General features: G+C 61.6%; 15 protein-coding genes, 2 tRNA genes and 3 rRNA genes. 8 read left to right on the forward strand and 12 right to left on the reverse strand.

The features are described 5' to 3' along the window. Positions 1-73 precede the first annotated feature (73 nt). The 6 genes from H2O77_RS16185 to prfB all read right to left on the reverse strand — a co-directional run bounded on the left by H2O77_RS16185 (position 74) and on the right by prfB (position 5,665). Entirely contained in the window at positions 74-607 is a 534-nt protein-coding gene (locus tag H2O77_RS16185; protein ID WP_215823544.1) for a GNAT family N-acetyltransferase, read from the reverse strand. Then, a complete protein-coding gene (locus H2O77_RS16190; RefSeq protein WP_215823545.1) occupies positions 604-1,575 on the reverse strand; it encodes a hypothetical protein in 972 nt (323 codons plus the stop codon). Before H2O77_RS16190 ends, H2O77_RS16185 begins: the two co-directional genes overlap by 4 nt. 2 nt (positions 1,576-1,577) lie before the next feature. After that, positions 1,578-1,889 (reverse strand): BolA/IbaG family iron-sulfur metabolism protein, encoded by a 312-nt coding sequence (locus tag H2O77_RS16195; protein ID WP_043336297.1) that lies wholly within the window; start codon positions 1,887-1,889, stop codon positions 1,578-1,580. A 236-nt stretch (positions 1,890-2,125) separates the two neighbouring features. Further along, positions 2,126-2,509, reverse strand: coding sequence for a hypothetical protein (locus tag H2O77_RS16200; protein ID WP_043336300.1), 384 nt, complete (start codon positions 2,507-2,509; stop codon positions 2,126-2,128). A gap of 354 nt (positions 2,510-2,863) precedes the next feature. After that, positions 2,864-4,402, reverse strand: coding sequence for a lysine--tRNA ligase (gene lysS / locus H2O77_RS16205; protein ID WP_043336301.1), 1,539 nt, complete (start codon positions 4,400-4,402; stop codon positions 2,864-2,866). Between the two features lie 164 nt (positions 4,403-4,566). After that, a protein-coding gene (gene prfB / locus H2O77_RS16210; protein WP_107335890.1) for a peptide chain release factor 2 occupies positions 4,567-5,665 on the reverse strand; the annotation gives its coding sequence in 2 pieces (ribosomal slippage) (positions 4,567-5,589 and positions 5,591-5,665; 1,098 coding nt in all). Positions 5,666-6,084: 419 nt separating this feature from the next. On the opposite strand from prfB, the gene H2O77_RS16215 reads away from it, so the two are divergent. From H2O77_RS16215 to H2O77_RS16240, 6 genes are all read left to right on the forward strand, one after another. Then, positions 6,085-7,710, forward strand: a complete 1,626-nt coding sequence (locus tag H2O77_RS16215; protein ID WP_215823546.1) for a peptide ABC transporter substrate-binding protein — start codon at positions 6,085-6,087, stop codon at positions 7,708-7,710. 150 nt (positions 7,711-7,860) lie between these two features. Beyond that, positions 7,861-9,498: a peptide ABC transporter substrate-binding protein gene (locus H2O77_RS16220; protein ID WP_240548643.1), complete on the forward strand. Its 1,638-nt coding sequence runs from the start codon at positions 7,861-7,863 to the stop codon at positions 9,496-9,498. A 59-nt stretch (positions 9,499-9,557) separates the two neighbouring features. Next, a complete protein-coding gene (gene oppB, locus H2O77_RS16225) occupies positions 9,558-10,484 on the forward strand; it encodes an oligopeptide ABC transporter permease OppB (RefSeq protein ID WP_043337152.1) in 927 nt (308 codons plus the stop codon). A gap of 14 nt (positions 10,485-10,498) precedes the next feature. After that, positions 10,499-11,422: an ABC transporter permease subunit gene (locus H2O77_RS16230; RefSeq protein ID WP_215823547.1), complete on the forward strand. Its 924-nt coding sequence runs from the start codon at positions 10,499-10,501 to the stop codon at positions 11,420-11,422. Between the two features lie 147 nt (positions 11,423-11,569). After that, the gene (locus tag H2O77_RS16235) at positions 11,570-13,165 is read left to right on the forward strand and encodes an ABC transporter ATP-binding protein (RefSeq protein WP_215824651.1); all 1,596 of its coding nucleotides are present in this window, start codon (positions 11,570-11,572) and stop codon (positions 13,163-13,165) included. 353 nt (positions 13,166-13,518) lie between these two features. Continuing rightward, entirely contained in the window at positions 13,519-14,601 is a 1,083-nt protein-coding gene (locus H2O77_RS16240) for a porin (RefSeq protein ID WP_215823548.1), read from the forward strand. A gap of 177 nt (positions 14,602-14,778) precedes the next feature. Here the strand turns inward: H2O77_RS16240 and H2O77_RS16245 are convergent, their stop codons facing one another. Next, entirely contained in the window at positions 14,779-16,032 is a 1,254-nt protein-coding gene (locus H2O77_RS16245; RefSeq protein ID WP_240548644.1) for an outer membrane protein transport protein, read from the reverse strand. Between the two features lie 443 nt (positions 16,033-16,475). Between H2O77_RS16245 and H2O77_RS16250 the strand changes: the two genes are divergently transcribed. Then, the gene (locus tag H2O77_RS16250) at positions 16,476-16,931 is read left to right on the forward strand and encodes a MerR family DNA-binding protein (protein ID WP_215823550.1); all 456 of its coding nucleotides are present in this window, start codon (positions 16,476-16,478) and stop codon (positions 16,929-16,931) included. Then, on the forward strand, positions 16,928-19,774 hold the full coding sequence (locus H2O77_RS16255) for a heavy metal translocating P-type ATPase (protein WP_346428189.1): 2,847 nt from the start codon (positions 16,928-16,930) through the stop codon (positions 19,772-19,774). Before H2O77_RS16250 ends, H2O77_RS16255 begins: the two co-directional genes overlap by 4 nt. Positions 19,775-20,635: 861 nt before the next feature. Here H2O77_RS16255 and rrf read toward each other — a convergent pair. The 5 genes from rrf to H2O77_RS16280 all read right to left on the reverse strand — a co-directional run bounded on the left by rrf (position 20,636) and on the right by H2O77_RS16280 (position 25,816). Continuing rightward, a 5S ribosomal RNA gene (gene rrf, locus H2O77_RS16260) occupies positions 20,636-20,751 on the reverse strand. A 136-nt stretch (positions 20,752-20,887) separates the two neighbouring features. Continuing rightward, a 23S ribosomal RNA gene (locus tag H2O77_RS16265) occupies positions 20,888-23,774 on the reverse strand. 233 nt (positions 23,775-24,007) lie between these two features. Beyond that, positions 24,008-24,083 (reverse strand) — tRNA-Ala (locus H2O77_RS16270). Positions 24,084-24,122: 39 nt separating this feature from the next. Beyond that, positions 24,123-24,199, reverse strand: a tRNA-Ile gene (locus H2O77_RS16275). A 76-nt stretch (positions 24,200-24,275) separates the two neighbouring features. After that, a 16S ribosomal RNA gene (locus H2O77_RS16280) occupies positions 24,276-25,816 on the reverse strand. Together the 16S, 23S and 5S rRNA genes with 2 tRNA genes alongside form the textbook arrangement of a ribosomal RNA operon. Positions 25,817-26,245 lie beyond the last annotated feature (429 nt).

A 26,245-nucleotide genomic window follows, 5' to 3' on the forward strand; every position in this document is an offset into this window, starting at 1 on the left:
GACTGTCGGCGGCGTTTTCGTATCGGCACCAGCGCAAGGGAGATAGCCGGAGCCCAAGACAGAAGGGCCAGGATCACACCAGCGGCAGCGACATGAGCCAGGCATCTTCACGCCCGCCGTCCGCCAGCGGATAGTAGCCCTTGCGCACTCCATCCCGGGTGAAGCCGGCCTTCGCATAGAGGGCTGCGGCGGCGGCATTGCTGGCGCGCACCTCCAGCAGCAGGCGCTCAAGCCCCGAGTCACGTTGCCAGTCACGCGCCTGCGCGATGGCGGCGGCCAAAAGGCGTGCTCCTACACCCTGCCCGCGCTGCGCGGCGTGTACGGTGATCGCCTCGATCTCGGCCTCGAAGGGCCCGCGCGCCAACACCACGAAGCCGATCAGCTCTGCAGTCGACGTCTCACCGTCCAACGATTCACAATCCGACGACTCACAGGCCTGCCACCAGGCGCCCAGCACGCAGCGCGCGTCATCGTTGAGCACATCAATCAGCTGTGACTGGCTCAGGCCGTGCGCCTGGCTGGCCTCGATGGCCTCAAGCGTCGTCAGGGTCGCTTGATCGTCGCCCAGCTCACGCAGCTCGAGGCGCCGGGCAGCTGACTCGCTCATGAGGCGTCCGTCTGCGGCGATGCCGACTGCCACTCGCGTCCCCAGCGGATCAACAGCGGCCACAGTTTGCGCTTGGCCTCACTGGAGCGCGCCAGCGCCGACAGCGCCGGCCCCTGCCAGACCGGCAGGTTCAGCAGGCTGGAGGTCGCCTCGCCGCGCCCGGAGGTGGAGATGCCAAGCACCTCGCGCAGCGTCTCGCTGGCCTCATCGCTGCCGAAGATCAACAGCCGCTCCGGCTGCCAACCACGACGCGCCGGGCCACTCAGGAAGGCATGCAACCCTTCGCGAGCTTCCTCGAGTGGCGCACTGGCCTTGAGGTTGGGCAACAGCGGCCAGCGGAAGTGGCTGAAGGTGAGCCCTGATGCCGCCTCGATGCCGGCGGCGCGCCACAACGCCTTGAGCAAGGCTTCCCCTTCCAGATGCGGTGCCTCGTCACCGGGCAGCATGATCAACCAGCGCCCTTCCAGCGCCGCCAGCTGAACGCTGAAGCGCAGTGGCGGCTTGTCTGCCGCTGGCGGCGTCACTGCCTCATCTGCTGCCGGCGCCTCGGCCGAGACCTGCGTCGGCGGCGTCCCCCACGAGGCGGTGCTGCTGGTCTCGGCAGCGCCGGGCACCGGCGAGGCAGCCGCAAAGGGGGCTTCGACCGCCGCCGGCGCCATGCCCAGCAAGGCGCGCGCACTCGAGGCCGGAGAAGGTCCTGCCGGACGTGGCGTCGGGCTGCCGGCCATGCCACCAGCCTGAGCGGAGGAGCCATGGCTGGCATCCGCCGTCTGGTGGGCAGCAGACGGACGCGGCGCCTCATCGATCAGCGCGTGCAGGCGCGCCTGGGGCGCGACCGCCTCCGCCGCTTGCGGCTCGGGCCAGTCACACGCCTGGGTGGGCAAGGCATTGGGCAGCTGATAGCGACCGACCCAGGCGGTCAGTCCCATCGCGTCCAGATATTGCAGGCGTTGCGGTTCAGGGGTCATGGTCAGTGCTTGCCGCCGCCCAGACAGTTGGGGGAATCCGGAATCTCGCCGCCGCGTGCAGCCCACTCCTGCGCGGTGTACAGGTGCAGTGCCAGTGCATGCACCGGGCCATCCAGCTCTTCGCTGAGCAAGGCATACAGCTGCTGGTGACGCTTGACCCGCGACAGGCCGCTGAAGCGATCGCTGACCAGCGTGACCTTGAAGTGGGTCTCGGAGTTGGCCGGCACGCTATGCATATGGCTCTCGTTGACGACTTCGACCATCAACGGGTCAAGCGTCGCGAGCTTGGTGTCTATCTGGGTCTGGATGCTCATGCGCAATCTCCTTGAAGGGGGAAGCCGCACGACGGACATGCGGAAAATTGAGGGTGACGATGCGATCGCCACAACGCAAATGGCCTCGGGCATTTTGCCCGAGGCCATTGTAGCGTCTGTCGCCATCACTGACAGTCATTGCGGACGGCGCTTGCTGGCGGCTCTTGCGGAAAGTACGGCGACGGCGGTCATCACGCGTCTGACAATCGGCCAATCGGCGCGATCACACCGGAGATTCAGTCCAGATCGGCCAGCAGCTCGTCATCGACTTCGCTGACTTCCAGCGGTGCCTCGTCGTCCAGGTCGACCGCCAGATAGCTGTGCTCGACGGTCAGGAAGCGCTCGAAGAGTGCCTTGTCCATCGGCTCCGGCCAATGGCGGGTGTCTTCTTCCCAGGCGCGCAGCTCGCTTTCCAGCACGTCCAGCCAGCGCTCGGAGACGAAGCCGTCCAGCGCCTCACGCGTGTCCATCTCGGGAATCAGGTAGACGGTGCTCTCCTGATTGACATCCTCCAGCGCCAGATCCTCGCCTCCCTCGCCTTCGGATTCCAGCGAGTTGATCCAGTCGACAAACGCCTGGGTCGGCTTGACGCTCAGGGCGGAACGGTTAAGCAGCTTCATTCTGCACTCTCCAGGACATTCAGGGACAATTCCGAGACAGGACACACCGTGGATGGCAGCGCCGCTCATAAAGCAGGCACGCGATGCGGGTGAGCCTCGAGGCGTCCAGCGCGTCACCCTGGCAGTGCCAGGGCGCCAGCAGACTGGACGCCGACCATTATGGCCGCTCGCGGGCAACAAAGCCAAGCGCCACCTTGCCTCATCGGCACCGATCATGCCCCGCGAGGCACTCGTCGTCAGTCATTCGTGTGAGGCAGAGACCACAACGCCCCCGATCAGGGATCGGAGGCGTTGTGGGTGCCCTCAGCGTGGCCCGTCACGATGGCGCATCATGAGGGGCTGGCGGCTGGCGGCTCAGCCCTGCTGCGGACGCATGGCCGGGAACAGCAGCACGTCGCGGATGGAGGCGCTGTCGGTCAGCAGCATCACCAGACGATCGATGCCGATGCCTTCACCGGCGGTCGGCGGCATGCCGTATTCCAGCGCGCGCACGTAGTCGGCGTCGTAGAACATGGCTTCGTCATCACCGGCGTCCTTCTCGGCCACCTGGGCCTGGAAGCGTTCGGCCTGGTCTTCGGCGTCGTTGAGCTCCGAGAAGCCATTGGCGATCTCGCGGCCACCGACGAAGAACTCGAAGCGATCGGTCACGTGCGGGTTGGCATCGTTGCGACGCGCCAGCGGGCTGACTTCGGCCGGATATTCGGTGATGAAGGTCGGCTGGTCGAGACGGTGCTCGGCGACTTCCTCGAAGATCTCGGTCTCGAGCTTGCCCAGACCCCAGATCGGCTTGACCTGGATACCGAGACGCTCGGCCGTGGCGCGCGCGGCGTCGTAATCGGCCAGGTCGGCTTCGGTGATGCCATCGCCGTACTTGATGATCGACTCACGCATGGTCATCTGGATGAACGGCTGGCTCAGGTCGTACTCGCTGCCCTGACAGGTGATCTGCGTGGTGCCGAGCACTTCCTGAGCCGCGGTGCGGATCATGTCTTCGGTGAGCGCGATCAGGTCACGGTAGTCCGCGTAGGCCCAGTAGAACTCGAGCATGGTGAACTCGGGGTTGTGACGCGTCGACAGCCCTTCGTTGCGGAAGTTGCGGTTGATCTCGAACACGCGCTCGAAGCCACCCACCACCAGACGCTTGAGGTACAGCTCCGGCGCGATGCGCAGGTACATTTCCATGTCCAGCGCATTGTGGTGCGTGATGAACGGACGTGCGGTCGCGCCACCCGGAATCTGCTGCAGCATCGGCGTCTCGACTTCCATGAAGCCGCGCTCGCTGAGGAAGCGACGGATGGAGGCGACGATGCCGGCACGCAGCGCGAAGGTGCGGCGTGACTGCTCGTTCATGATCAGGTCGACATAACGCTGGCGATAGCGCATTTCCTGATCGGACAGACCGTGGAACTTGTCCGGCAGCGGACGCAGGTTCTTGGTCATCAGCTGGGCGCTTTCGATCATGACGTACAGATCACCCTTGCCGGATTTGTGCACCGGACCACTGGCACCGACGATGTCACCGATATCCCAGCTCTTGATGTCCTCGAGCAGCGCTTCCGGCAGACCCTTCTTGTCGACGTAGAGCTGAATCTGGCCGGAGACTTCCTGCAGCACGATGAAGGGGCCACGTTTGCGCATGATACGCCCGGCGACGGCGGCCTTGCGGTCCAGCGTCTCCAGCTCGGCCTTGTCCTTCTCGCCCAGCTCTTCCATCAGGTCAGCGGCGAGGCTGTCGCGACGGAAATCATTCGGAAAGGCACTCTTGCCTTCGGCGGCGGCCTGCTCGCGGCGGGCGTTCAGCTTGGCGCGACGTTCGGCGATCAGGCGGTTCTCTTCCTGAGCCTGTTCGGCGGCCTGCTGCTCATCAATGGCGGGGGTCTGCTCTGTCGACATGGAGGGGCCTGTCTCGTGTCAAAGGGTCATGGCCTGGGCCACGACAGATCATGATCAGCCTGACGATTGTGACCATCAGGGCTGACCGCGATACGGGGATTCGTGGCCTCCGCCGGCGAGACCGGCGGAGGCGAATAGGCGCTGGGCCGCGAGGGTACTCGCGCTCAGAGCCCCATCTTGAGGCTGGCGACGATGAAGTCATCGAGGTCGCCGTCGAGCACCTTGTCACAATTGCTCGACTGGACGCTGGTCCGCAGGTCCTTGATGCGCTGGTCATCGAGGACATAGGAGCGGATCTGGCTGCCCCAGCCGATATCGGACTTGGAGTCCTCGAGTTCCTGCTTGGCGGCGTTGCGCTTCTGCATCTCGGCTTCGTAGATACGCGCCTTCAGCATCTTCATGGCGCGGTCACGGTTGGAGTGCTGGCTACGCTCGGTCTGGCAGGCCGCCACGATGCCTGTCGGCACGTGGGTGATACGTACCGCGGAGTCGGTGGTGTTGACGTGCTGACCACCGGCACCGGAGGAGCGATAGGTATCGGTGCGCAGGTCGGCCGGATTGATGTCGATCTCGATGTTGTCATCGATTTCCGGCGACACGAACACGGATGCGAACGAGGTGTGACGACGGCCGCCGGAGTCGAAGGGACTCTTGCGGACCAGACGGTGCACGCCAAGCTCGGTGCGCAGCCAACCGAAGGCGTAATCACCCTCGACGTGGATGGTCGCGGACTTGATGCCGGCGACTTCACCGGCGCTCGCCTCGACGATCTCGGTCTTGAAACCGTGATGCTCGGCCCAGCGCAGGTACATGCGCAGCAACATGTTGCCCCAATCCTGCGCTTCGGTACCGCCGGAGCCTGCCTGGATGTCGAGGTAGGCGTTGTTGGCGTCCATCTCACCCGAGAACATGCGGCGGAACTCGAGCTTCTCGAGACTGGCCTTGAGCTGGTCCAGCTCGCGGACGACTTCGTCCACGGTGCCTTCATCCTCTTCCTCGACCGCCATTTCCAGCAGGTCGGAGCAGTCGGACAGACCGTTGCTCATGTCGTCGAGGGTCTTGACGACCAGCTCCAGCGACGCACGTTCCTTGCCGAGCTTCTGCGCGTAGTCCGGGTCATTCCAGACATCCGGATTCTCGAGCTCGCGAGTGACTTCCTCTAGCCGATCCTGCTTTTCGGCATAGTCAAAGGTACCCCCTCAGGACTTCTGCCCTTTCGGACAGGTCCTTGATGAGGTTGGTGATCGGATTGATCTCTTGCATGGTCGTCCTGTCTTGAGGCGATGATGCGTGAATGGGTGCGCGGCGATCCTGTCGCAAGCGACGGGCTCCGCCACATGCCACCCGAGGGTGCATGTGCAGATCGACAGCGCGCAAAGCCCGATATTGTAGCCATTTCCCGGCGTGGCGACCATGCCCGGCCCATCATCCGTGGCCAGCTGGCAAGCGACGGCTCTCGGCTGCCAGGCATGCCGCCCATCAGCGGGCAGGCGGCGAATACGACCAAAGTGATTCAAAGGTCCGTCAGCCCCGAATGGCCCGATTTTCCACGCCTTGCATGACATTTATCGAATGCATGCATAAGCCATCCATTTTTTAACATGGACAGCGGGCAGGAAAAGATTCGATGGTAGAAGGCGACACTCGTATTACCCCTAACAACAATAGCGAGCCTCCCTATCATGGCACGACTGCACTCCCCCTCTCACACCCCGGTGCTCCTCGGACGCTTCGCGCTCAAACGCCTGGCAGGTTCTCTGCTGCTGGCCGGGGGCATCATTGCCTCCCAGGGCATCATGGCCGACACGCTCAAGCTGGCGATCATGGGCGAACCGGCCTCGCTGGACCCGCAGCAGATCTCCGGCACCTGGGAAAATGACGTGGTGGGCGACCTCTTCGAGGGGCTGGTCACCGAAGCCGCCGATGGCGAGCGCATCCCCGGCGCGGCCGAGTCGTGGCAGATTTCCGACGATGGCAAGACCTACACCTTCACGCTGCGCGAGAACGGCAAGTGGTCAGACGGTGAGCCGGTGACTGCCGAGGACTTCGTGTACGCGCTCAAGCGCATCATGACGCCGGAAAATGCCTCGGATTACGCCTACATCCTGTATCCGATCAAGAATGCCAAGGCCATCAACAGCGGCGAGGCCGAGCCGGACACCCTCGGCGTGCGTGCCGTGGATGATCACACCCTCGAGATCACCCTCGAGCGCCCGACGCCCTACTTCCTGGATCAGCTGTCGCACTACACCGCCTACCCGCTGCCGAAACATGTGGTGGAGAAGTACGGCAAGGACTGGACCGACCCCGGCAAGATGGTCTCCAACGGTGCCTTCGAGCTGAGCGAGTGGCAGCCGCAGACCCGCATCGTCGCGCTCAAGAATCCTGAGTTCCACGATGCCAGGGAGGTCGCGCTGGATGAGGTGATCTACTACCCCATCGAGGAGCGCAACAGCGCCCTGAAGCGCTTCCGCGCCGGCGAGATCGACATCGCGCGCGAATTCCCGACCCAGCAATACGGCTGGCTGAAGGAAAACCTGCCGGACGCCACCCACGTCGCGCCCTACCTGGGCATCTACTACTACGTGCTCAACTCGCGCGATGGCCATGCCACGGCAGACCCGCGCGTGCGTGAGGCGCTCAACCTCTCCATCCGCCGCAACATCATCACCGACAAGATTCTCGGCACCGGCGAAGTGCCGGCCTACAGCTTCGTGCCTACCGGCGTGAACCATTACGACATCCAGGAGATGGCCTTCAAGGACATGTCGATGGATGAGCGCATGCAGAAGGCCAGGTCCCTGATGGAAGACGCCGGCTATGGCCCGGACAATCCGCTGGAGCTGACCCTGCGCTACAACACCAGCGAAGACCACAAGAAGGTGGCCATCGCCGCCGCCGCGATGTGGAAGCCGCTGGGCGTGAAGGTCAATCTGTTGAATGCCGAAGTCGCGGTGCACTACGAGGACATGCGCCAGGGCAAGTTCGATGTCGGCCGCGCCGGCTGGATCGGCGACTACAACGACGCCCAGAACTTCCTCAACCTGCTGGAAAGCGGCGTGCCCAACAACTACGGCGCCTATTCCAACAGTGCGCTGGATGACGACATGCACAAGGCTGCCAATACGCTCGACATGGAGGATCGCGAGGCGCTGATGCAGGACGCCGAGCGCAAGGCGCTGGATGACTACGCCGTGCTGCCGATCTACTACTACGTGTCGCGCAATCTGGTGAACCCCAAGCTAAGCGGCTGGAAGAACAACATCGAGGATACCCACCGCTCGCGCTGGGTCTCGTTCTCCGAGTGAGGCGCGCCCTGTGAGCCTCTGAGCTGGCTCGCCGCTCTCTAGATCGTCATGGGTCCACGCTCGTGTCCGGCAGGGCAGGAGCGTGGCATCTGCCAAGGATGGCACCAGAAGATGACGTCGCGCCCCACGGGCGTGACAAGGAGTTCATGCATGTCCCCCACCTCACCGATGCAATGCGCGGCAAGCCTCAGCGCAGGCCTGCTGCTGTCCGTTCTTTCCCTCTCCCTTGGCGCTTCCGGCAGCGCCATGGCCGCAGAATCTACAAGCCGCGGCGAGCAGATCCTGCGTATCGCCAATGGCGCCGAGCCCGGCTCGCTGGACCCGCAACAGACCAACGGCACCTGGGAGACACGCATCACGCGTGATCTGTTCGAGCCGCTGATCGCCTACTCCGCCGACGGCAAGCTGATTCCCGGGCTGGCAGAGCGCTGGGAGTCGTCCGCCGATGGGCTGAGCTGGACCTTTCATCTGCGCGAGGGGCTCGAATGGTCAGACGGCACGCCGCTGACCGCCCAGGATGCGGTCTTCGCGCTGCGCCGCCTGCTGACACCCGCCACCGCGGCCCACAACGCCACGCTCTACTACCCGATCGTCAATGCCCGCGCGGTGAATACCGGTGAGCTGCCCGCGGAGAAGCTTGGCGTTGCCGCACCGGATGCGCAGACGCTCACCATCACTCTCAGCCACCCTTCGGCGACGCTGGAGCAGACACTGGCGATGAGCGAAGCCGCCCCGCTGCCACGCCATGTGATCGCGGCCAAGGGCGCTGACTGGACGCGGCCGGCCAACATGGCCACCTCAGGCGCCTTCGTGCTCAAGACGTGGTCGCCCCAGGCCGAGATTCGCCTGACGCCCAATCCGCGCTATCACGCGGCGGACACGGTCGCGCTCGATGAGGTGGTCTACCTGCCCATCGAGGAGAGTCATGCCGCGCTCAATCGCTTCCGCGCCGGCGAAGTCGAGATCGCCTACGGTGTGCCCGCCAGCCATTACACCTGGATCCAGGACAATCTGGCCGCTGCCCTGCAGACCTACCCGATCCTCGGCGAGTACTTCTATGTCTTCAATCTGCGCGAGGGCTCGCCGGTGGCCGACCAGCGCATTCGTCGCGCGCTGAATCTGGCCACGCGCCGCGAGGTGATCACCGAGCGCATTCTCGGCATGGGCCAGATTCCCTCCTGGCACTTCGTGCCGAAGGCATTGGGTGAGCATCAGGGCGCGCGCTTCGACTTCGCTGACTGGTCGATGGACAGGCGCATGGCGAAGGCGCGTGAGCTGATGGCCGACGCGGGCTACGGCCCGGATACCCCGCTTGAGCTGACCCTGCGCTACAACACCCTGGAAGACCACAAGAAGATCGCCGTGGCCCTGGGCGCGATGTGGAAACCGCTGGGCGTGAAGGTGACGCTGACCAACACCGAGGCCGCGGTGCATTACCGCGATCTGGCGCTGGGCGATTTCGAGGTCGGCCGTTACGGCATGATCGCGACCATCGCCGATGCCTACGACTTCCTGAACGCCTTCAGCAGCGACAACACCTCCAACGCGCCCGGGCTCAGCTCGCCGACCTACGATGCGCTGATCGAGGCGGCGGCGCGTGAAGGAGACGTCGGCACCCGCCAGCGCCAGCTCCACGATGCCGAGCAGTATCTGCTCGACAACGATGTGGTGCTGCCGCTCTACGACTATGTCACCTCCAGCCTGGTCGACCCCGCCATCAGCGGCTGGGCGCCCAATGCGCTGGACGTGCACCCGAGTCGCTATCTGCAGCTCGATACCTCGCACTGACAGACGACAGTCACCAATAACAACGACACACCCGGGCAGCGGCCCGGACGGAGCACTGGATGCTGAGCTACACCCTCAAACGGTTACTGCAGGCGATTCCCACCCTGCTGATCGTGATCACCCTGTCGTTCTTCCTGATGCGGGTCGCCCCGGGCGGCCCCTTCGATGGCGAGCGCCGTCTGCCCCCGGAAATCGAGCAGAACCTGCGCGCGGCCTATCACCTGGATGAGCCATTGCCGATGCAGTATCTGCGCTATCTGGGCGATCTGGTGCAGGGCGATCTCGGCCCGTCCTTCAAGTACAAGGACTTCGATGTCAGCGAGCTGATCAGCCAGGGCTTTCCGGCCAGTCTGGAGCTGGGCATGTGGGCGATTCTGGCCGCGCTGCTGATCGGGGTGCCGCTGGGGGTGATCGCGGCCATCCGGCGCAACTCGACGGCGGATTACGTGGTGATGAGTACTGCGCTGGCGGGGATCGCGGTGCCCAATTTCGTGATCGCCCCGCTGCTGGCGCTGGTGTTCGGCGTGCTGCTCGGCTGGTTGCCGGCCGGCGGCTGGAACGGTGGCGCCTGGCAGAACCTGCTGCTGCCGGTGGTGGCGCTCTCCATCCAGCAGATCGCCTACATCGCCCGCATGATGCGCGCCAGCATGATCGAGGTGCTCGGCAGTCACTACATCCGCACCGCCCGCGCCAAGGGGCTGAGCGAATGGAAGGTGATTCTGCGCCATGCATTGCGACCGGCGATGCTGCCGGTGGTCTCGTACCTCGGCCCGGCCATCGCCGGCATCATCACCGGCTCGGTGGTGATCGAGCAGATCTTCGGCATTCCCGGCATCGGCCGTTACTTCGTGCAGGGTGCGCTCAACCGTGACTACACCCTGGTGATGGGCACGGTGGTCTTCTATGGCGCCTTGATCCTGCTGCTCAACCTGATCGTCGATCTGCTCTACAGCATGCTCGACCCGCAGATCCGCTACGACGACTGACCCGAGGCCCTGACATGTCACAGACAACTCCCGCTCCCCACGGCACCGGCGGTGCCAGTGCCTTCGACGGCCAGCCCCCTGCCGCGCCGGCAGGCGACAGCCTGACCCGCGACGCCTGGCGTCGTCTCAAGCAGAACCGCGCCGCCATGTGCAGCCTGGTGGTGATGGCCATCATCGTGCTGGCCTGCCTGATCGGCCCATGGCTGACGCCCTTCGAACTCGACGAGGTCGACTGGAACGCCATCGGCACCGGCCCGGACCTGGCCACCGGCCACGTCTTCGGCACCGACGTCAACGGCCGCGACCTGCTGACCCGCACCCTGCATGGCGGCCAGATCTCGCTGTCGGTGGCGCTGGTCGCCACCTTCGTCAGCCTGGTGATCGGCGTGCTCTACGGCGCCGTCTCCGGCTACTTCGGCGGACGCACCGACAACCTGATGATGCGCTTCGTCGACATCATGTATTCGCTACCGTTCATGTTCCTGGTGATCCTGCTGATGGTGGTGTTCGGTCGCAACATCTTCCTGATCTACGCTGCCATCGGTGCGGTGGAGTGGCTGGACATGTCGCGCATCGTGCGCGGCCAGGTGCTGGCACTCAAGAAGCGTGAATTCGTGGAGGCGGCGCATGCGCTGGGGGTGCGCGACCTGCAGGTGGTCACCCGCCACCTGATCCCCAATGCGCTGGGCCCGGTGATCGTCTACGTCACGCTGACGGTGCCCAAGGTCATCCTGCTGGAAAGCTTCCTGTCGTTCCTCGGCCTCGGCGTGCAGGAACCGCTGACCTCGTGGGGCGTGTTGATCTCCGAAGGCAAGGACATGATGGAGACCGCCCCCTGGATGCTGCTGGTGCCCTCGGCCTTCCTCGCCGCGACCCTGTTCTGCCTCAACTTCCTCGGCGATGGGCTGCGTGATGCCCTCGACCCCAAGACTCGCTGAACCGGAGCGCTGATCATGACTTCTTCACCCTCTACCTCCGGCACCTCCTCCAGCCTGCCGCCAGCACGCAACGCCGCCGACCAGGCCCGCGCCGACACCCTGACTCGCCTGGGACTGGCGGCCGAGGCGCCTGGCACGCCGCCGCTGATGGAGATCGATGACCTCAAGGTCGACTTCCAGCTGCCGGACGGCGCGGTACCCGCCGTCAAGGGCGTCAGCTTCACCCTCAACAAGGGCGAGACGCTGGCGCTGGTCGGCGAGTCCGGCTCCGGCAAGTCGGTCACGTCCACCGCCATCCTGCGCCTGCTGCCGGAACTCGCCGAGATCAAGGGCGCCATCCGCCTGCGCGGCGAAGACCTGCTGAGTTCCTCGACGCGGCGCATGCGCGAGCTGCGCGGCAATCGCATCGCCACCGTCTTCCAGGAGCCGATGACCTCGCTCAATCCGCTGCACCGCATCGGGCGCCAGATCATCGAGGTACTGGCACTGCATCGTGACCTCAAGGGCCGCGCGGCTCGCCACAAGGCGCTGGAACTGCTCGAGCAGGTCGGCATTCCGGAGCCGGCGCGACGTATCGACAGCTATCCCCATGAGCTGTCCGGTGGCCAGCGCCAGCGCGTGATGATCGCCATCGCGCTGGCCTGCGAGCCGGACCTGCTGATCGCCGATGAGCCGACCACCGCGCTGGATGTCACGGTGCAGGCGCAGATCCTGCGGCTGCTCAAGTCGCTGCAACAGCGCTACGGCATGGCGATCCTGTTCATCACCCACGACCTGAGCATCGTGCGCCACTTCGCGGACCGCGTCTGCGTGATGCGTCACGGCGAGCTGCTGGAAACCGGCGCCACCCACGACGTCTTCGAGAGCCCGCAGCACGCCTACACCCGCATGCTGATCGATGCCGAACCGGCCGGCGAGAAGGCACCGGTGGCCGCGGATGCGCCGGTGCTGCTGTCGGCGCGCGATGTGCGTGTCAGCTTCACCATCAAGCGTCCACTGTTCGGGCCCAAGGTCGCCTTCGAAGCAGTGCGCGGCATCGATCTCGAGGTGCGACGCGGCCAGACCATCGGCATCGTCGGCGAGTCCGGCTCCGGCAAGTCGACGCTGGGGCGCGCCCTGCTGCGCCTGCTCAAGAGCCAGGGCCAGATCAGCTTCGATGGCGTCGATATCATGCCGCTGGACAAGTCAGGCATGCGCCCCTTGCGCTCGCGCATGCAGGTCGTCTTCCAGGACCCCTTCGGCTCCCTGTCGCCGCGTCTGACTGTGGGCGAGATCATCAGCGAAGGCCTGCGCGTGCATCACCCCGAGCTCAATCGCGCCCAGCGCGATGCGCGGGTCTGCGACGCCCTGAGCGAGGTCAGCCTCGACCCCGGCATGCGCAATCGCTATCCGCATGAGTTCTCCGGCGGTCAGCGCCAGCGCATCGCCATCGCGCGCGCCCTGGTGCTCAAGCCGGAATTCCTGCTGCTGGACGAGCCGACCTCGGCGCTGGACCGCTCGGTACAGGTCACGGTGATCGACCTGCTGCGCGACCTGCAGGCGCGCCATGGCCTGACCTATCTGTTCATCAGCCATGACCTGGCGGTCGTACGTGCGCTGTCAGACCACCTCATCGTGATGAAGGAAGGCGAGGTGGTGGAAAGCGGCAGTACCCATGCCATCTTCGAGGCACCCCGTGAGCGTTATACGCGTGAATTGATGCAGGCCGCGTTCGCCCCGGACCTGGGCCAGACGCACCACTGACCCCCTGAAAAGACGACATGCCTGATGGGCGCTGCGGCGCCCATCAAGACCCCGCTTTGCCTGAGAAAAGGCGCAGGGCCTCATCACTGCCTGCCTGAAGGGTGGCGAGGAGCGCCCGGCCTCGCCCCGGGCAAGGGCAGCCGAGTCGCTCACACGAATCGACATTGGCTGCCAACCGGGTGCTTGCACCCGACCGAGGCCGGAGCAGGATGCTCCGGCATTACCCACACCGATGGAAAGACATGCACAGGATGACGATGCAACCTACAACAACAGCCAGCATCCCCCTTCACACTCACTCACGACTGCGTCACGCGATTGGCGCAGCCCTGCTCGGTACGGGACTGCTGAGCATGAGCCCCATGGCCCAGGCCATCGAGGTCTACAAGACGGATACCGACCGCGTCGAGTTCAGTGGCCGCCTGGCGGCGTTTGCCGTGATCCAGGATGGCGCACACGACGAGATCTACAACGGCGGCTCGCGGGTGCGCCTGATCCACGAGCATCAGTTCGAGCAGGGCTGGAGCTCCATCATCCGCGCCGAATGGGGCTTCGATCCCTGGTTCAAGGACGGCACCGATGCTCACTACAAGCGCATGCTCTATGCCGGAGCGGCCCACGAGAAATGGGGCAGCTTCACGGTCGGCAAGCAGTATGGCCCCTGGTACGACATGGTGGCCGTCAACACCGACTGGTTCTGGATCAATGGTGGCGAGGCGTCCGGCACCTTCGAAGGCCGCAGCGGTGACGGCGGCCTGCATGGCACGGGGCGGCCGGACAACTCGCTCTACTGGAAGAAGAGCTTCGACGACGTCACTGTCGGCCTGCTCTACCAGCTCGGCCATGATGGCCAGCACAGCAACGAGACCTCACTCTTCGAGGATGGCGTCTTCACCACCGAGACCGAGTATTCGGGGTATGAGCGTGACTACAGCTATGAAGCCGCGCTCAACTGGCACCCGAACGAGGACTTCACGGTGGGCGGCGTCTTCCACCATACGGAGCTGAGCGACTACGAGAGCGGCAACAGCGAGAACGGCGACATCGATGCCTGGCTGCTCGGCGGTCACTGGTCACCGGGCAACTGGTACATCGCCCTCGTCGGCGGGGAATATCGCAACCACATCGCCGGCAGCACCCTGGACTCCTCGGAAGATTTCGTCGACAAGGCGCGCGGCGCGGAATTCGTGGTCAACTACAAGTTCAAGGAGGTCATCTGGGGCGATGACAGTGTCGAGCTCTACGGTGGCTTGAATCACCTGGAGGACGCCGACAGCGAAGCACGCTACGCCTATCAGATTCTGGGCGCGGCCTGGCGGGTCAAGGACCTGACGCTGGCCACCGAATATCGCTTCGACAACAGCCGCCAGTCAGACGGCAGCGAGTACAGGGCCGACCGCGACCAGCTGATGTTCCTGGCGCGTTATGACTTCTGATCGTCATGTCATACGCTGGTGACGGTTCGCCAATGTTCGCGCTGAGGCGATAGTTCCGCCCTTGCCTGATGACCCCGGCAGGGACGACAAAAAACGCCCGGTCATATGACCGGGCGTTTCTGTATCGGCTGTATCGGTTGTCCCGAGACCAGCTCAGCGTTTCAGCCGCTTAGGTACTCAGAAGCGATAGGTCGCGCCGAGACCGAAGCCATGCGCTTCATTCTCGTAATCGGCTTCATAGGTGCCACGGTTGGGCTCGCTCAGGCTGACGGTAGCCGTCTCTTCCCACAGGTAGGTGTAGGCCATGTCGATGGTCAGCTCCGGCATCGGCGTCCAGCCGGCCCCCAGCGAGAAGATGGTGCGATCCCCGGACGGGATACGCGCGCTGCGATGCTCATCCACTGTCGGGCTGTCATCGAAGGCCATGCCGGTGCGCAGCACCCACTGCGGATTGAGCTGATAGCTCAGACCCACCGCGTACTGCCAGCTGTCCTCGTAGCCCTGCTCCTCGACGATGTCGCTCATGTTGTCGACTTCCACCGCGATCTCGTCGAAGCGGCTCCAGTGCACCCAGGTCACGCCCGCCATCAGCGTCCAGCGATCATCCAGCTTGTGCGTCACGGAGAAGTCGATGCTTTCCGGCAGGGTCACGTCCAGCGACGCATCCTGCTCGGTATTCGCGAAGCCCGTGCCAGTGAAGACATTGTTGTACTTGGCCTCGCCTTCCAGGCTGTAATCCACCTTGGAGCGATAGGACAGACCGAGTCGGGTACTTTCCACCGGCTGGAAGATGACCCCGACGTTGTAGCCCCAGGCGGCATCGTCGCCCTTGATCTTGACCTTGCCATCGCCTGTGCCAGCATCGAGAGTATTCGACGTCAGCTCACCCTTGACGCTGTTGTAGGTCACACCGGCGCCGATGGCCCACTTGTCATTGATGCGATAGGAGATGGTCGGCTGGGCGGTGACCACCTCGACTTCACTGTAATTGGCGAAATAGCGGCCGCGGAAATCAGAACCATAATCGGTGATCACGCCAAAGGGCGCGTAGACCCCGAAGCCCAGTGCTACCCGGTCGTTCATCGGCTGCACGTAATAGAAGGAAGGCACTGCCGCCCCCGGCACCATGTCGCCGTCATCACTCCCTGATACCGGGCGGCCGAGTGCATCATTCGCGCTGGCGACATCAATATCGGTATTGACGTCCAGATAGGTCACACCACCGGTGATCTGGGCACGATCCAGGAAGGACATGCCGGCCGGGTTGCCGAACACGGTGGAGGCATCATTGGCATTCGAGGCACGCCCGGCGAAGGAGGTGCCCTGAGTACTGACACTCTGCTCGTTCAGCTGGAAGGCCCCCGCGTGAACGCCACCGGCATAAGCCGTGGCTACCGTTGCCAGAGCGACCCCGAGGGTGAGTTTGTTCATCTTGTTTTTCATTATGGATGGCGTCCCATTGCAGGTGGCTGGAGAGCCGCATGTTGTTGTTATCATTCGTTGATGCATAGCTCTGTCACCTACGTTTTGGGCGAGTCGTGCGTTCAAGTCAAGGGCGAACGTTTGTTTGAATAGGGAGATTTCTAGTATTCAGGGAACTTTCATTCATGTCTGCACTGTCACGTGCTGCTAAGCCCATGACCTGACGACGATTTAGTGCCTTGTCGCCAGCGTTTAAAACACGACAGCCCCCTCTGCTCCCCCCTCTAGCCTATTGGTCGAACATCAGCTTTTTCGTATGTATCGGCTCGCTTGACCTATGTGCAACACATAAGTCTTACACTGATGATCAGTCACGGAACATTGGCTGCCGACAGACCTTCAGGGCAGCCGAATGCTCTCTCCGCCACTCTTGATCACCAGGAGATGATGCAATGAAAGTCGCTGAACTGGCCCGCGCGGGGGGCGTCACCGCCGAAACCGTTCGCCATTACACGCGCCAGGGGCTGATCACGGCCCGACGTGATCCTGCCAACAACTACCAGCGCTTCGATGAGCAGGCGCTGGTACGCCTCAAATTCATCAGTCAGGCACGCCAGCTGGGCTTCAGCCTTGCCGACATCAAACAGATTCTCGAGCAGGCGGACCAGCACGACTCGCCGTGCCCGCTGGTGCGTGACCTGCTGCGACAGCACCTGCCGAGAGTGCGCGAGCGCATTCGTGAGCTGGAAGCCCTCGCAGAGCGCATGGAGCATGCGCTGGATTGCTGGCAGGACCTGCCGGATGGCGTGCCGGACGGCAACAGCGTGTGCTGCCTGATCGAAGGCTTTCCGCAGGACGTGCCCGACACCGCTTCCACTTCCAAACGCCGCGACGGGGGGCAATCATGATGACCACATCACTTCCCGAGACACGCCTTCTGCAGGCGCCAGGCATCCATTGTCAGGGCTGTGTCAGCAGGATTCGTCGTGCCCTGCAGGCGCAGGACCCGCAGGCCGAGTTGCTCGGCGCGCCTGACCCAGAGCTGTTGCTGATGCACAGCCAGCTGTCATCCACGGCACTGCAGGAAGTCGCGGACGACTGCGGCTACCCCCTCAAGGAGGAAGCCCTGCCGGAACGCGCCCATCACGATCTGTCGGTGTACGGCATGCACTGCCAGAAGTGCGTCGCCAGATTGCGCGAGGCCATCCAGCACTGGGATGACACCGCGCAAGTCAGTGGCACGCCGAAAGAAGACACTCTCGACGTGGACACCTGTCTGCCACGCGGGCTGCTCGAGAGAATCATCCTCGAGACGGACTATTCGCTTGAGGCCCCCGCCGAGGAGGCTGAAGCTCAAGTCGCGCCGGCTGCTGATACGCCGGTCGTTGCGAGCAAGTCAGGCGCTGCGAACGCGTCAGGTACTGCAAACAAGGCAGCGACTGCGAGCCAGCCAGCCGATAGCGCAAGCGCCGAGTTCTCACTGTCCGGCGTCACCTGCGCCAGCTGCGTGGCGACGATCCAGAAGGCACTGGATGGCCTGGATGGAGTGGAGCAGGCGCAGGTCAACTTCGCCTCGCGCACCGCCCAGGTCACGAGCCGCCTCACTCCCGACGAGATCGTCTCGGCCATCGAAGGTGTCGGCTACGGGGCGAGCCTGGTGGAAGACGCGCAGGCCGGTGAGCAGCAACAGCAAGAAGACGCCGATCAGGAATATCGCTCTCGTGTCCGCGACAGCGTGCTGTCACTGGGCATCGGTATCCCCCTGATGATCAGCATGTTCTTCCATCATCCCGGCTTCGAGGGGCTCGAGCGCGGGGTGTGGCTGGTGATCGGTGTCGCCGTGCTGGGCGTGCTCGCCACGGCAGGACGCAGCTTCTTCACCAGCGCCTGGAAGGCCTTCACGCACCATCAGGCCAACATGGATACGCTGGTGGCGCTCGGTACCGGGGCGGCATGGCTTTACTCCATTGGCGTGCTGCTGTTCCCCGACAGCGTGCCCCCAGCGGCACGCGGGCTCTACTTTGAAGCCTCGACCATGATCATCGGCTTGATCAGCCTCGGGCAGGCGCTGGAAGTCCGCGCCCGGGGCCGCACTCAGCAGGCGCTGCGCGCGCTGCTGGATCTGCAGACTCGCACGGCCCGCGTGATCCGCGACGGGGAAGAGCGCGAGATCGATATCAACGAGGTCCGCAGCGGGGACCAGGTGCGCATTCGCCCCGGTGAGCGCATCCCGGTGGATGGCCGGGTCATCGAGGGCCAGAGCCATATCGATGAATCGATGCTCAGCGGTGAGCCACTGCCCGTGTCACGCGGTATCGGCGACGAGGTAGCCGCCGGTACGCTCAATACGCGTGGCAGCCTGGTCTTCGAGGTCGAGCGCGTCGGTAGCGAGACGCGCCTGGGACGCATCATCAGCCAGGTGCGTCAGGCGCAGAATTCGCGCCCGCCGATCGGCCGGCTGGCTGACACCATCTCCGGCGTGTTCGTGCCCAGCGTGATGATCATTGCCATCATCGCGGCGCTGGCGTGGTTCAACTTCGGGCCTGCGCCGACCGGCGTGCATATGCTGGTGGTCGCGACGGCGGTACTCGTCATCGCCTGCCCGTGTGCGCTGGGCCTGGCGACGCCGATCTCGACCATGATCGGGGTCGGCAAGGCGGCGGAACATGGCGTGCTGGTACGCAGCGGTGAGGCACTGCAGACCGCCAGTCGCTTGACCGCGCTGGTGGTCGACAAGACCGGCACCCTGACGCGCGGCAAGCCGGAAGTCACCGAGGTCTCTCTGGTGGAAGGTGAACAGGAAGGCGCCGTGCTGGATGCAGCATATGCACTGGAGCGGGGCTCAGAGCACCCGCTGGCCGCGGCACTGCTGGCACATATCGAAGCCAGACGCCCCGATGCCTCACGCAGCAAGGCCTTCCATGACTACCAGACCATCAGCGGACGCGGCATTCAGGCTCAGGATGATACAGGGCGCACCTGGCGCATGGGCAACGCTGCCATGCAGGAAGAGGCCGGCATCAGCCTGGCTCCTCTCAGCGAGCAGATCACGTCTCTGGAAGACAATGCGCGCACCTTGATCCTGATGGCTCGCGACGATGAATTGCTCGCCGTCTTCGGCCTGGCCGACCCGCTGCGTGACGATAGCCGCGATGCCATCGCTCGCCTGCATGCCATCGGCCTCAAGGTGATCATGCTGACCGGTGACAACCCTCACACGGCAGCGGCCGTGGCGCGCGAGACCGGTATCGATGATTACCGTGCCGGCGTCTCACCGGATGACAAGCACGACGAGATCGCGCGGCTGCAGCAGGAAGGTCATGTGGTGGGAATGGTCGGCGATGGCATCAATGATGCGCCGGCTCTGGCGCTGGCCGATGTCGGCTTCGCGATGGGCGAAGGTACCGACGTCGCCATCGAGACCGCCGGTATCACGTTGATGCAGCCGTCGCTGGGCGGGGTCGCGGATGCGATCGCTATCAGCCAGGCCACCCTGCGCAACATCAAGCAGAACCTGGTGGGAGCCTTCGGCTACAACCTGATCGGCATCCCGATTGCCGCAGGCATCCTCTACCCCTTCACGGGCATGTTGCTGTCACCGGTCATCGCGGGGCTGGCCATGTCCTTGTCCTCGGTCACCGTCGTGACCAATGCCAATCGTCTGCGCCGCTATACGCCCCCGAGCGCAGCTGGATCCGCAACGAGTAACCCCGAGAATACCGCCACCACCTCACAAGGAGCGTCAGCATGATCTGCATGGCCATCAATCTGCTAGGGTTCGGCCTGATCGCCGCCATTGTCTGGTGGTTCTGGCTCGCCAAGTCATGAAACACACTCCAGGGCTTGCTCTATAGGCGCTGAAATAGAGCAAGATAATCGCACAAGACAATCGCACAAGATGATCACCTCCAAGCCCTGTCACACGCTGTGTGGCAGGGCTTTTTCGTGACTGTTTCCTGATCAAAAGCGCACCAGACGGCTCTCGCAAGACTCGTACAGAGAGCGCTCATGACATGCCGTCCTGCGGCTCCGAGACCTGGGCCACCCGGCAAGCCCACTGGAGGGAAAGCAGCTGTCGCGAGTTCGTGTGGATAGCTCCTGCACTGCCGAATCTTGAGTTTTCCACAGCTGCTTTGCTCTTCTTTACCCCGCGTGCCCCTTCTTTATCCCGCTTGATCAAGGTGCCGAGAATGCAAAAACGCCCCTGCCACATCAGTGACAGGGGCGTTTCCTTTGGTCTTCTTTCTGCACAGCGTCTCTGCTGACGTCTCTATGCGTGCCTTGCCACACATGTCACACATGGCTTCTCCCACGCATGACGTGCGCACATAACTTTTCCTGGCCACAAAGAGAACCGCTCCTGTAGCAAGGCTACAGGGGCGGTTCAGTATAAGTGCCTGACGAGCTTTTCATGACTGTCGTGGGGCGGCCATCCGCGACTCTTGCAGGGAGAAACCCTACCTGGCGGGTCTATCACACCAATGATCTAGCAGCTTTCATCGGCAATTCTCGGCACACTTTGCTTGCACACAACTTTTCTATTGCGCCAATTTTCCTGCGCACAAAGAGAACCGCCCCTGCAGCAAAGCTGCAGGGGCGGTTCAGTATAAGTGCCTGACGATGACCTACTCTCACATGGAGAAACTCCACACTACCATCGGCGCTAAGCGGTTTCACTTCCGAGTTCGGCATGGGATCGGGTGGTTCACGCTCGCTATGGTCGTCAGGCGAAACGGTGGCATCTTGCGATGCCTGAGTCTCGAGGCTTTTGGCCTCGCGACTCGCAATATGAATCATGCTGACCGATATGTCTCGATCCTGTCGCAATCCCGGCGTTTGCCGAAGCAAACCCCTTGGGTGTTATATGGTCAAGCCTCACGGGCAATTAGTACTGGTTAGCTCAACACATTGCTGTGCTTCCACACCCAGCCTATCAACCTTGTAGTCTTCAAGGGCCCTTCAGGAGGCGCAAGGCCTCAGGGAAGTCTCATCTTGAAGGGGGCTTCCCGCTTAGATGCTTTCAGCGGTTATCCCGTCCGAACGTAGCTACCGGGCAATGCCATTGGCATGACAACCCGAACACCAGAGGTTCGTCCACTCCGGTCCTCTCGTACTAGGAGCAGCTCTTCTCAAACTTCCGACGCCCACGGCAGATAGGGACCGAACTGTCTCACGACGTTCTAAACCCAGCTCGCGTACCACTTTAAATGGCGAACAGCCATACCCTTGGGACCGACTTCAGCCCCAGGATGTGATGAGCCGACATCGAGGTGCCAAACACCGCCGTCGATGTGAACTCTTGGGCGGTATCAGCCTGTTATCCCCGGAGTACCTTTTATCCGTTGAGCGATGGCCCTTCCATACAGAACCACCGGATCACTAGAACCTACTTTCGTACCTGCTCGACGTGTCTGTCTCGCAGTCAAGCACCCTTATGCTCTTGCACTCAATGCACGATTTCCAACCGTGCTGAGGGTACCTTCGTGCTCCTCCGTTACTCTTTAGGAGGAGACCGCCCCAGTCAAACTACCCACCATACACTGTCCTCGATCCGGATAACGGACCTGAGTTAGAACGCCAATGATGTCAGGCTGGTATTTCAAGGTTGGCTCCACCGCATCTGGCGACGTGGTTTCAAAGCCTCCCAGCTATCCTACACAGACAACATCAGCATCCAGTGTAAAGCTATAGTAAAGGTTCACGGGGTCTTTCCGTCTAGCCGCGGGTACACAGCATCTTCACTGCGATTTCAATTTCACTGAGTCTCGGGTGGAGACAGCGTGGCCATCATTACGCCATTCGTGCAGGTCGGAACTTACCCGACAAGGAATTTCGCTACCTTAGGACCGTTATAGTTACGGCCGCCGTTTACCGGGGCTTCGATCAAGAGCTTCGCGTGAGCTAACCCCATCAATTAACCTTCCGGCACCGGGCAGGCGTCACACCCTATACGTCCGCTTGCGCGTTTGCAGAGTGCTGTGTTTTTAATAAACAGTTGCAGCCACCTGGTATCTTCGACCGGTAAGAGCTTACGGAGCAAGTCCTTCACTCGAACCGGTGCACCTTCTCCCGAAGTTACGGTGCCATTTTGCCTAGTTCCTTCACCCGAGTTCTCTCAAGCGCCTTGGTATTCTCTACCTGACCACCTGTGTCGGTTTGGGGTACGGTCGCATGTGATCTGAAGCTTAGAGGCTTTTCCTGGAAGCGTGGCATCGATGACTTCCTGACCGTGGTCAGTTCGTCTCGCATCTCGACCTCAGAGGAACCGGATTTGCCTGATTCCTCGGCCTACATGCTTTCACCAGGACAACCAACGCCTGGCTCACCTAGCCTTCTTCGTCCCCCCATCGCAACCACATCCGGTACGGGAATATTAACCCGTTTCCCATCGACTACGCGTTTCCGCCTCGCCTTAGGGGCCGACTCACTCTGCTCCGATTAACGTAGAACAGAAAACCTTGGTCTTCCGGCGGGGGAGTTTTTCACTCCCCTTATCGTTACTCATGTCAGCATTCGCACTCGTGATACCTCCAGCAGACTTCTCAATCCACCTTCATTGGCTTACACGACGCTCCTCTACCGCTCATCCATAAGGATGAACCCGTAGCTTCGGTACCTGATTTAGCCCCGTTATATCTTCCGCGCAGGCCGACTCGACTAGTGAGCTATTACGCTTTCTTTAAAGGATGGCTGCTTCTAAGCCAACCTCCTAGCTGTCTGAGCCTTCCCACATCGTTTCCCACTTAATCAGGATTTTGGGACCTTAGCTGACGGTCTGGGTTGTTTCCCTTTTCACAACGGACGTTAGCACCCGCTGTGTGTCTCCCACGCTGCACTCACTGGTATTCGGAGTTTGCCTCGGGTTGGTAAGTCGGGATGACCCCCTAGCCGAAACAGTGCTCTACCCCCAGCGGTGATACGTGAGGCGCTACCTAAATAGCTTTCGAGGAGAACCAGCTATCTCCGGGCTTGATTAGCCTTTCACTCCGATCCACAGCTCATCCCAGCATTTTTCAACATACTTGGGTTCGGGCCTCCAATTGATGTTACTCAATCTTCACCCTGGCCATGGATAGATCGCCCGGTTTCGGGTCTATACCCTGCGACTGGTCGCCCAGTTAAGACTCGGTTTCCCTACGCCTCCCCTATACGGTTAAGCTCGCCACAGAATATAAGTCGCTGACCCATTATACAAAAGGTACGCGGTCACACCACGAAGGTGCTCCCACTGCTTGTACGCATACGGTTTCAGGATCTATTTCACTCCCCTCGCCGGGGTTCTTTTCGCCTTTCCCTCACGGTACTGGTTCACTATCGGTCAGCCAGGAGTATTTAGCCTTGGAGGATGGTCCCCCCATGTTCAGTCAAGGTTTCTCGTGCCCCGACCTACTCGATTTCACGTGACTCAGACTTCGACTACGGGACTATCACCCTGTATCGTCAAGCTTCCCAGCTTGTTCGTCTGTCAGTTGTCACGCTTAAGGGCTGGTCCCCGTTCGCTCGCCGCTACTTGGGGAATCTCGGTTGATTTCTTTTCCTCCGGGTACTTAGATGTTTCAGTTCCCCGGGTTTGCCTCTATAGGTTATGTATTGGCCTATAGATACTCACCTGATGGTGAGTGGGTTTCCCCATTCGGAAATCGTTGGGTCGCAGGGTATTTGCCACCTCGCCAACGCTTATCGCAGGCTATCACGTCCTTCATCGCCTCTGGCTGCCAAGGCATCCACCGTATGCGCTTAATCGCTTGACCATATAACCCCAAGGGGTCTGTCAAGGATTACGAATCTGTCGGACCTCTCCGACATATCGTTTTGATAGACATGCGCTTGGCGCACACATCTATCGTCAGCATGATTCACATTGTTAAAGAGCGGCTGTTCAGAGAACAGTGAGAAGTCACACAACCTTCACGAGGAAGGCGATATGCTTGTCACTGTGGACTGTGCAGCGTTATCAGGCAGTAGAAGCTGAACCGGACTTTCATGGTGGAGCCAAGCGGGATCGAACCGCTGACCTCCTGCGTGCAAGGCAGGCGCTCTCCCAGCTGAGCTATGGCCCCAAAGTCGGCAAAACCGTGTCGACAAAAGCATGAAGCTTTTGGTGGGTCTGGGCAGATTTGAACTGCCGACCTCACCCTTATCAGGGGTGCGCTCTAACCAACTGAGCTACAGACCCGACACTACTACTCGATAAACTAACTTGATCAGGTAATTCGTTGTGAGCACTTGCCGCGAGCGATAGACAGTGTCGATAAGGAGGTGATCCAGCCCCAGGTTCCCCTAGGGCTACCTTGTTACGACTTCACCCCAGTCATGAACCACACCGTGGTGATCGCCCTCCCGAAGGTTAGGCTAACCACTTCTGGTGCAGTCCACTCCCATGGTGTGACGGGCGGTGTGTACAAGGCCCGGGAACGTATTCACCGTGGCATTCTGATCCACGATTACTAGCGATTCCGACTTCATGGAGTCGAGTTGCAGACTCCAATCCGGACTGAGGCAAGCTTTATGGGATTGGCTCCACTTCGCAGTATTGCAACCCTTTGTACTTGCCATTGTAGCACGTGTGTAGCCCTACCCGTAAGGGCCATGATGACTTGACGTCGTCCCCACCTTCCTCCGGTTTGTCACCGGCAGTCTCCTTAGAGTTCCCGACATTACTCGCTGGCAAATAAGGATAGGGGTTGCGCTCGTTACGGGACTTAACCCAACATTTCACAACACGAGCTGACGACAGCCATGCAGCACCTGTCTCAGAGTTCCCGAAGGCACCAATCCATCTCTGGAAAGTCCTCTGGATGTCAAGGGTAGGTAAGGTTCTTCGCGTTGCATCGAATTAAACCACATGCTCCACCGCTTGTGCGGGCCCCCGTCAATTCATTTGAGTTTTAACCTTGCGGCCGTACTCCCCAGGCGGTCAACTTATTGCGTTAGCTGCGCCACTAAGTCCTCAAGGGACCCAACGGCTAGTTGACATCGTTTACGGCGTGGACTACCAGGGTATCTAATCCTGTTTGCTACCCACGCTTTCGCACCTCAGTGTCAGTGTCAGTCCAGAAGGCCGCCTTCGCCACTGGTATTCCTCCCGATCTCTACGCATTTCACCGCTACACCGGGAATTCTACCTTCCTCTCCTGCACTCTAGCCAAGCAGTTCCAGATGCCGTTCCCAGGTTGAGCCCGGGGCTTTCACACCTGGCTGACTTAGCCACCTACGCGCGCTTTACGCCCAGTAATTCCGATTAACGCTTGCACCCTCCGTATTACCGCGGCTGCTGGCACGGAGTTAGCCGGTGCTTCTTCTGCGAGTGATGTCTTTCCTCGGGAGTATTAGTCCCAAGGCGTTCTTCCTCGCTGAAAGTGCTTTACAACCCGAAGGCCTTCTTCACACACGCGGCATGGCTGGATCAGGCTTTCGCCCATTGTCCAATATTCCCCACTGCTGCCTCCCGTAGGAGTCTGGGCCGTGTCTCAGTCCCAGTGTGGCTGATCATCCTCTCAGACCAGCTACGGATCGTCGCCTTGGTGAGCCATTACCTCACCAACAAGCTAATCCGACATGGGCTCATCCGATAGCGCAAGGTCCGAAGATCCCCTGCTTTCTCCCGTAGGACGTATGCGGTATTAGCCTGAGTTTCCCCAGGTTGTCCCCCACTATCGGGCAGATTCCCATGCATTACTCACCCGTCCGCCGCTCGACGCCTCCTAGCAAGCTAGGATCGTTTCCGCTCGACTTGCATGTGTTAAGCCTGCCGCCAGCGTTCAATCTGAGCCATGATCAAACTCTTCAGTTGAAAGCTTGATAGTCTGTTAAGCAGACCAAACTTGGTTCAGAGTCAAACTTCTCGTGAGAGGCTTGCTCCGATATTTGGTGACCTTGTCACCACTCATCGGCAAGCGCTCACACGAATTACCTGATCAAATTTTTAAAGAGCGTCGCTGTTAAGCGAGGAGGCATATTCTACTTGGAACGCTTGAGAAGTCAAGCACTTGATGATGAGTCAGTCGACTGCCTCTAAGCATCATCAAGCGGTGAGGAGCGTTGCTCGATCACCTGTTCCGTAAGGAGTGCGGCGTATTCTAGCGAATCGCCCGGGATTGTCAACCGATGAATTCGAAGCGAACTTCAAAAACGTCAAGCAAAACAATCACCTGCAAACCTCTTTCACCGCTGGCAACGCCATGCGTCCCCGGCAGCGGATGCGTACTTTACGCAGGAATCG

Source organism: Cobetia sp. 4B (assembly GCF_018831605.1).
Taxonomy (GTDB): domain Bacteria; phylum Pseudomonadota; class Gammaproteobacteria; order Pseudomonadales; family Halomonadaceae; genus Cobetia; species Cobetia amphilecti.

Excerpts from the sequence above, each read along its gene's own strand:
- H2O77_RS16185 (WP_215823544.1), bottom strand. The coding sequence starts at position 607 with ATGAGCGAGTCAGCTGCCCGGCGCCTCGAGCTGCGTGAGCTGGGCGAC.
- H2O77_RS16190 (WP_215823545.1), bottom strand. The coding sequence starts at position 1,575 with ATGACCCCTGAACCGCAACGCCTGCAATATCTGGACGCGATGGGACTG.
- H2O77_RS16195 (WP_043336297.1), bottom strand. The coding sequence starts at position 1,889 with ATGAGCATCCAGACCCAGATAGACACCAAGCTCGCGACGCTTGACCCG.
- H2O77_RS16200 (WP_043336300.1), bottom strand. The coding sequence starts at position 2,509 with ATGAAGCTGCTTAACCGTTCCGCCCTGAGCGTCAAGCCGACCCAGGCG.
- lysS (WP_043336301.1), bottom strand. The coding sequence starts at position 4,402 with ATGTCGACAGAGCAGACCCCCGCCATTGATGAGCAGCAGGCCGCCGAA.
- H2O77_RS16215 (WP_215823546.1), top strand. The coding sequence starts at position 6,085 with ATGGCACGACTGCACTCCCCCTCTCACACCCCGGTGCTCCTCGGACGC.
- H2O77_RS16220 (WP_240548643.1), top strand. The coding sequence starts at position 7,861 with ATGTCCCCCACCTCACCGATGCAATGCGCGGCAAGCCTCAGCGCAGGC.
- oppB (WP_043337152.1), top strand. The coding sequence starts at position 9,558 with ATGCTGAGCTACACCCTCAAACGGTTACTGCAGGCGATTCCCACCCTG.
- H2O77_RS16230 (WP_215823547.1), top strand. The coding sequence starts at position 10,499 with ATGTCACAGACAACTCCCGCTCCCCACGGCACCGGCGGTGCCAGTGCC.
- H2O77_RS16235 (WP_215824651.1), top strand. The coding sequence starts at position 11,570 with ATGGAGATCGATGACCTCAAGGTCGACTTCCAGCTGCCGGACGGCGCG.
- H2O77_RS16240 (WP_215823548.1), top strand. The coding sequence starts at position 13,519 with ATGAGCCCCATGGCCCAGGCCATCGAGGTCTACAAGACGGATACCGAC.
- H2O77_RS16245 (WP_240548644.1), bottom strand. The coding sequence starts at position 16,032 with ATGAACAAACTCACCCTCGGGGTCGCTCTGGCAACGGTAGCCACGGCT.
- H2O77_RS16250 (WP_215823550.1), top strand. The coding sequence starts at position 16,476 with ATGAAAGTCGCTGAACTGGCCCGCGCGGGGGGCGTCACCGCCGAAACC.
- H2O77_RS16255 (WP_346428189.1), top strand. The coding sequence starts at position 16,928 with ATGATGACCACATCACTTCCCGAGACACGCCTTCTGCAGGCGCCAGGC.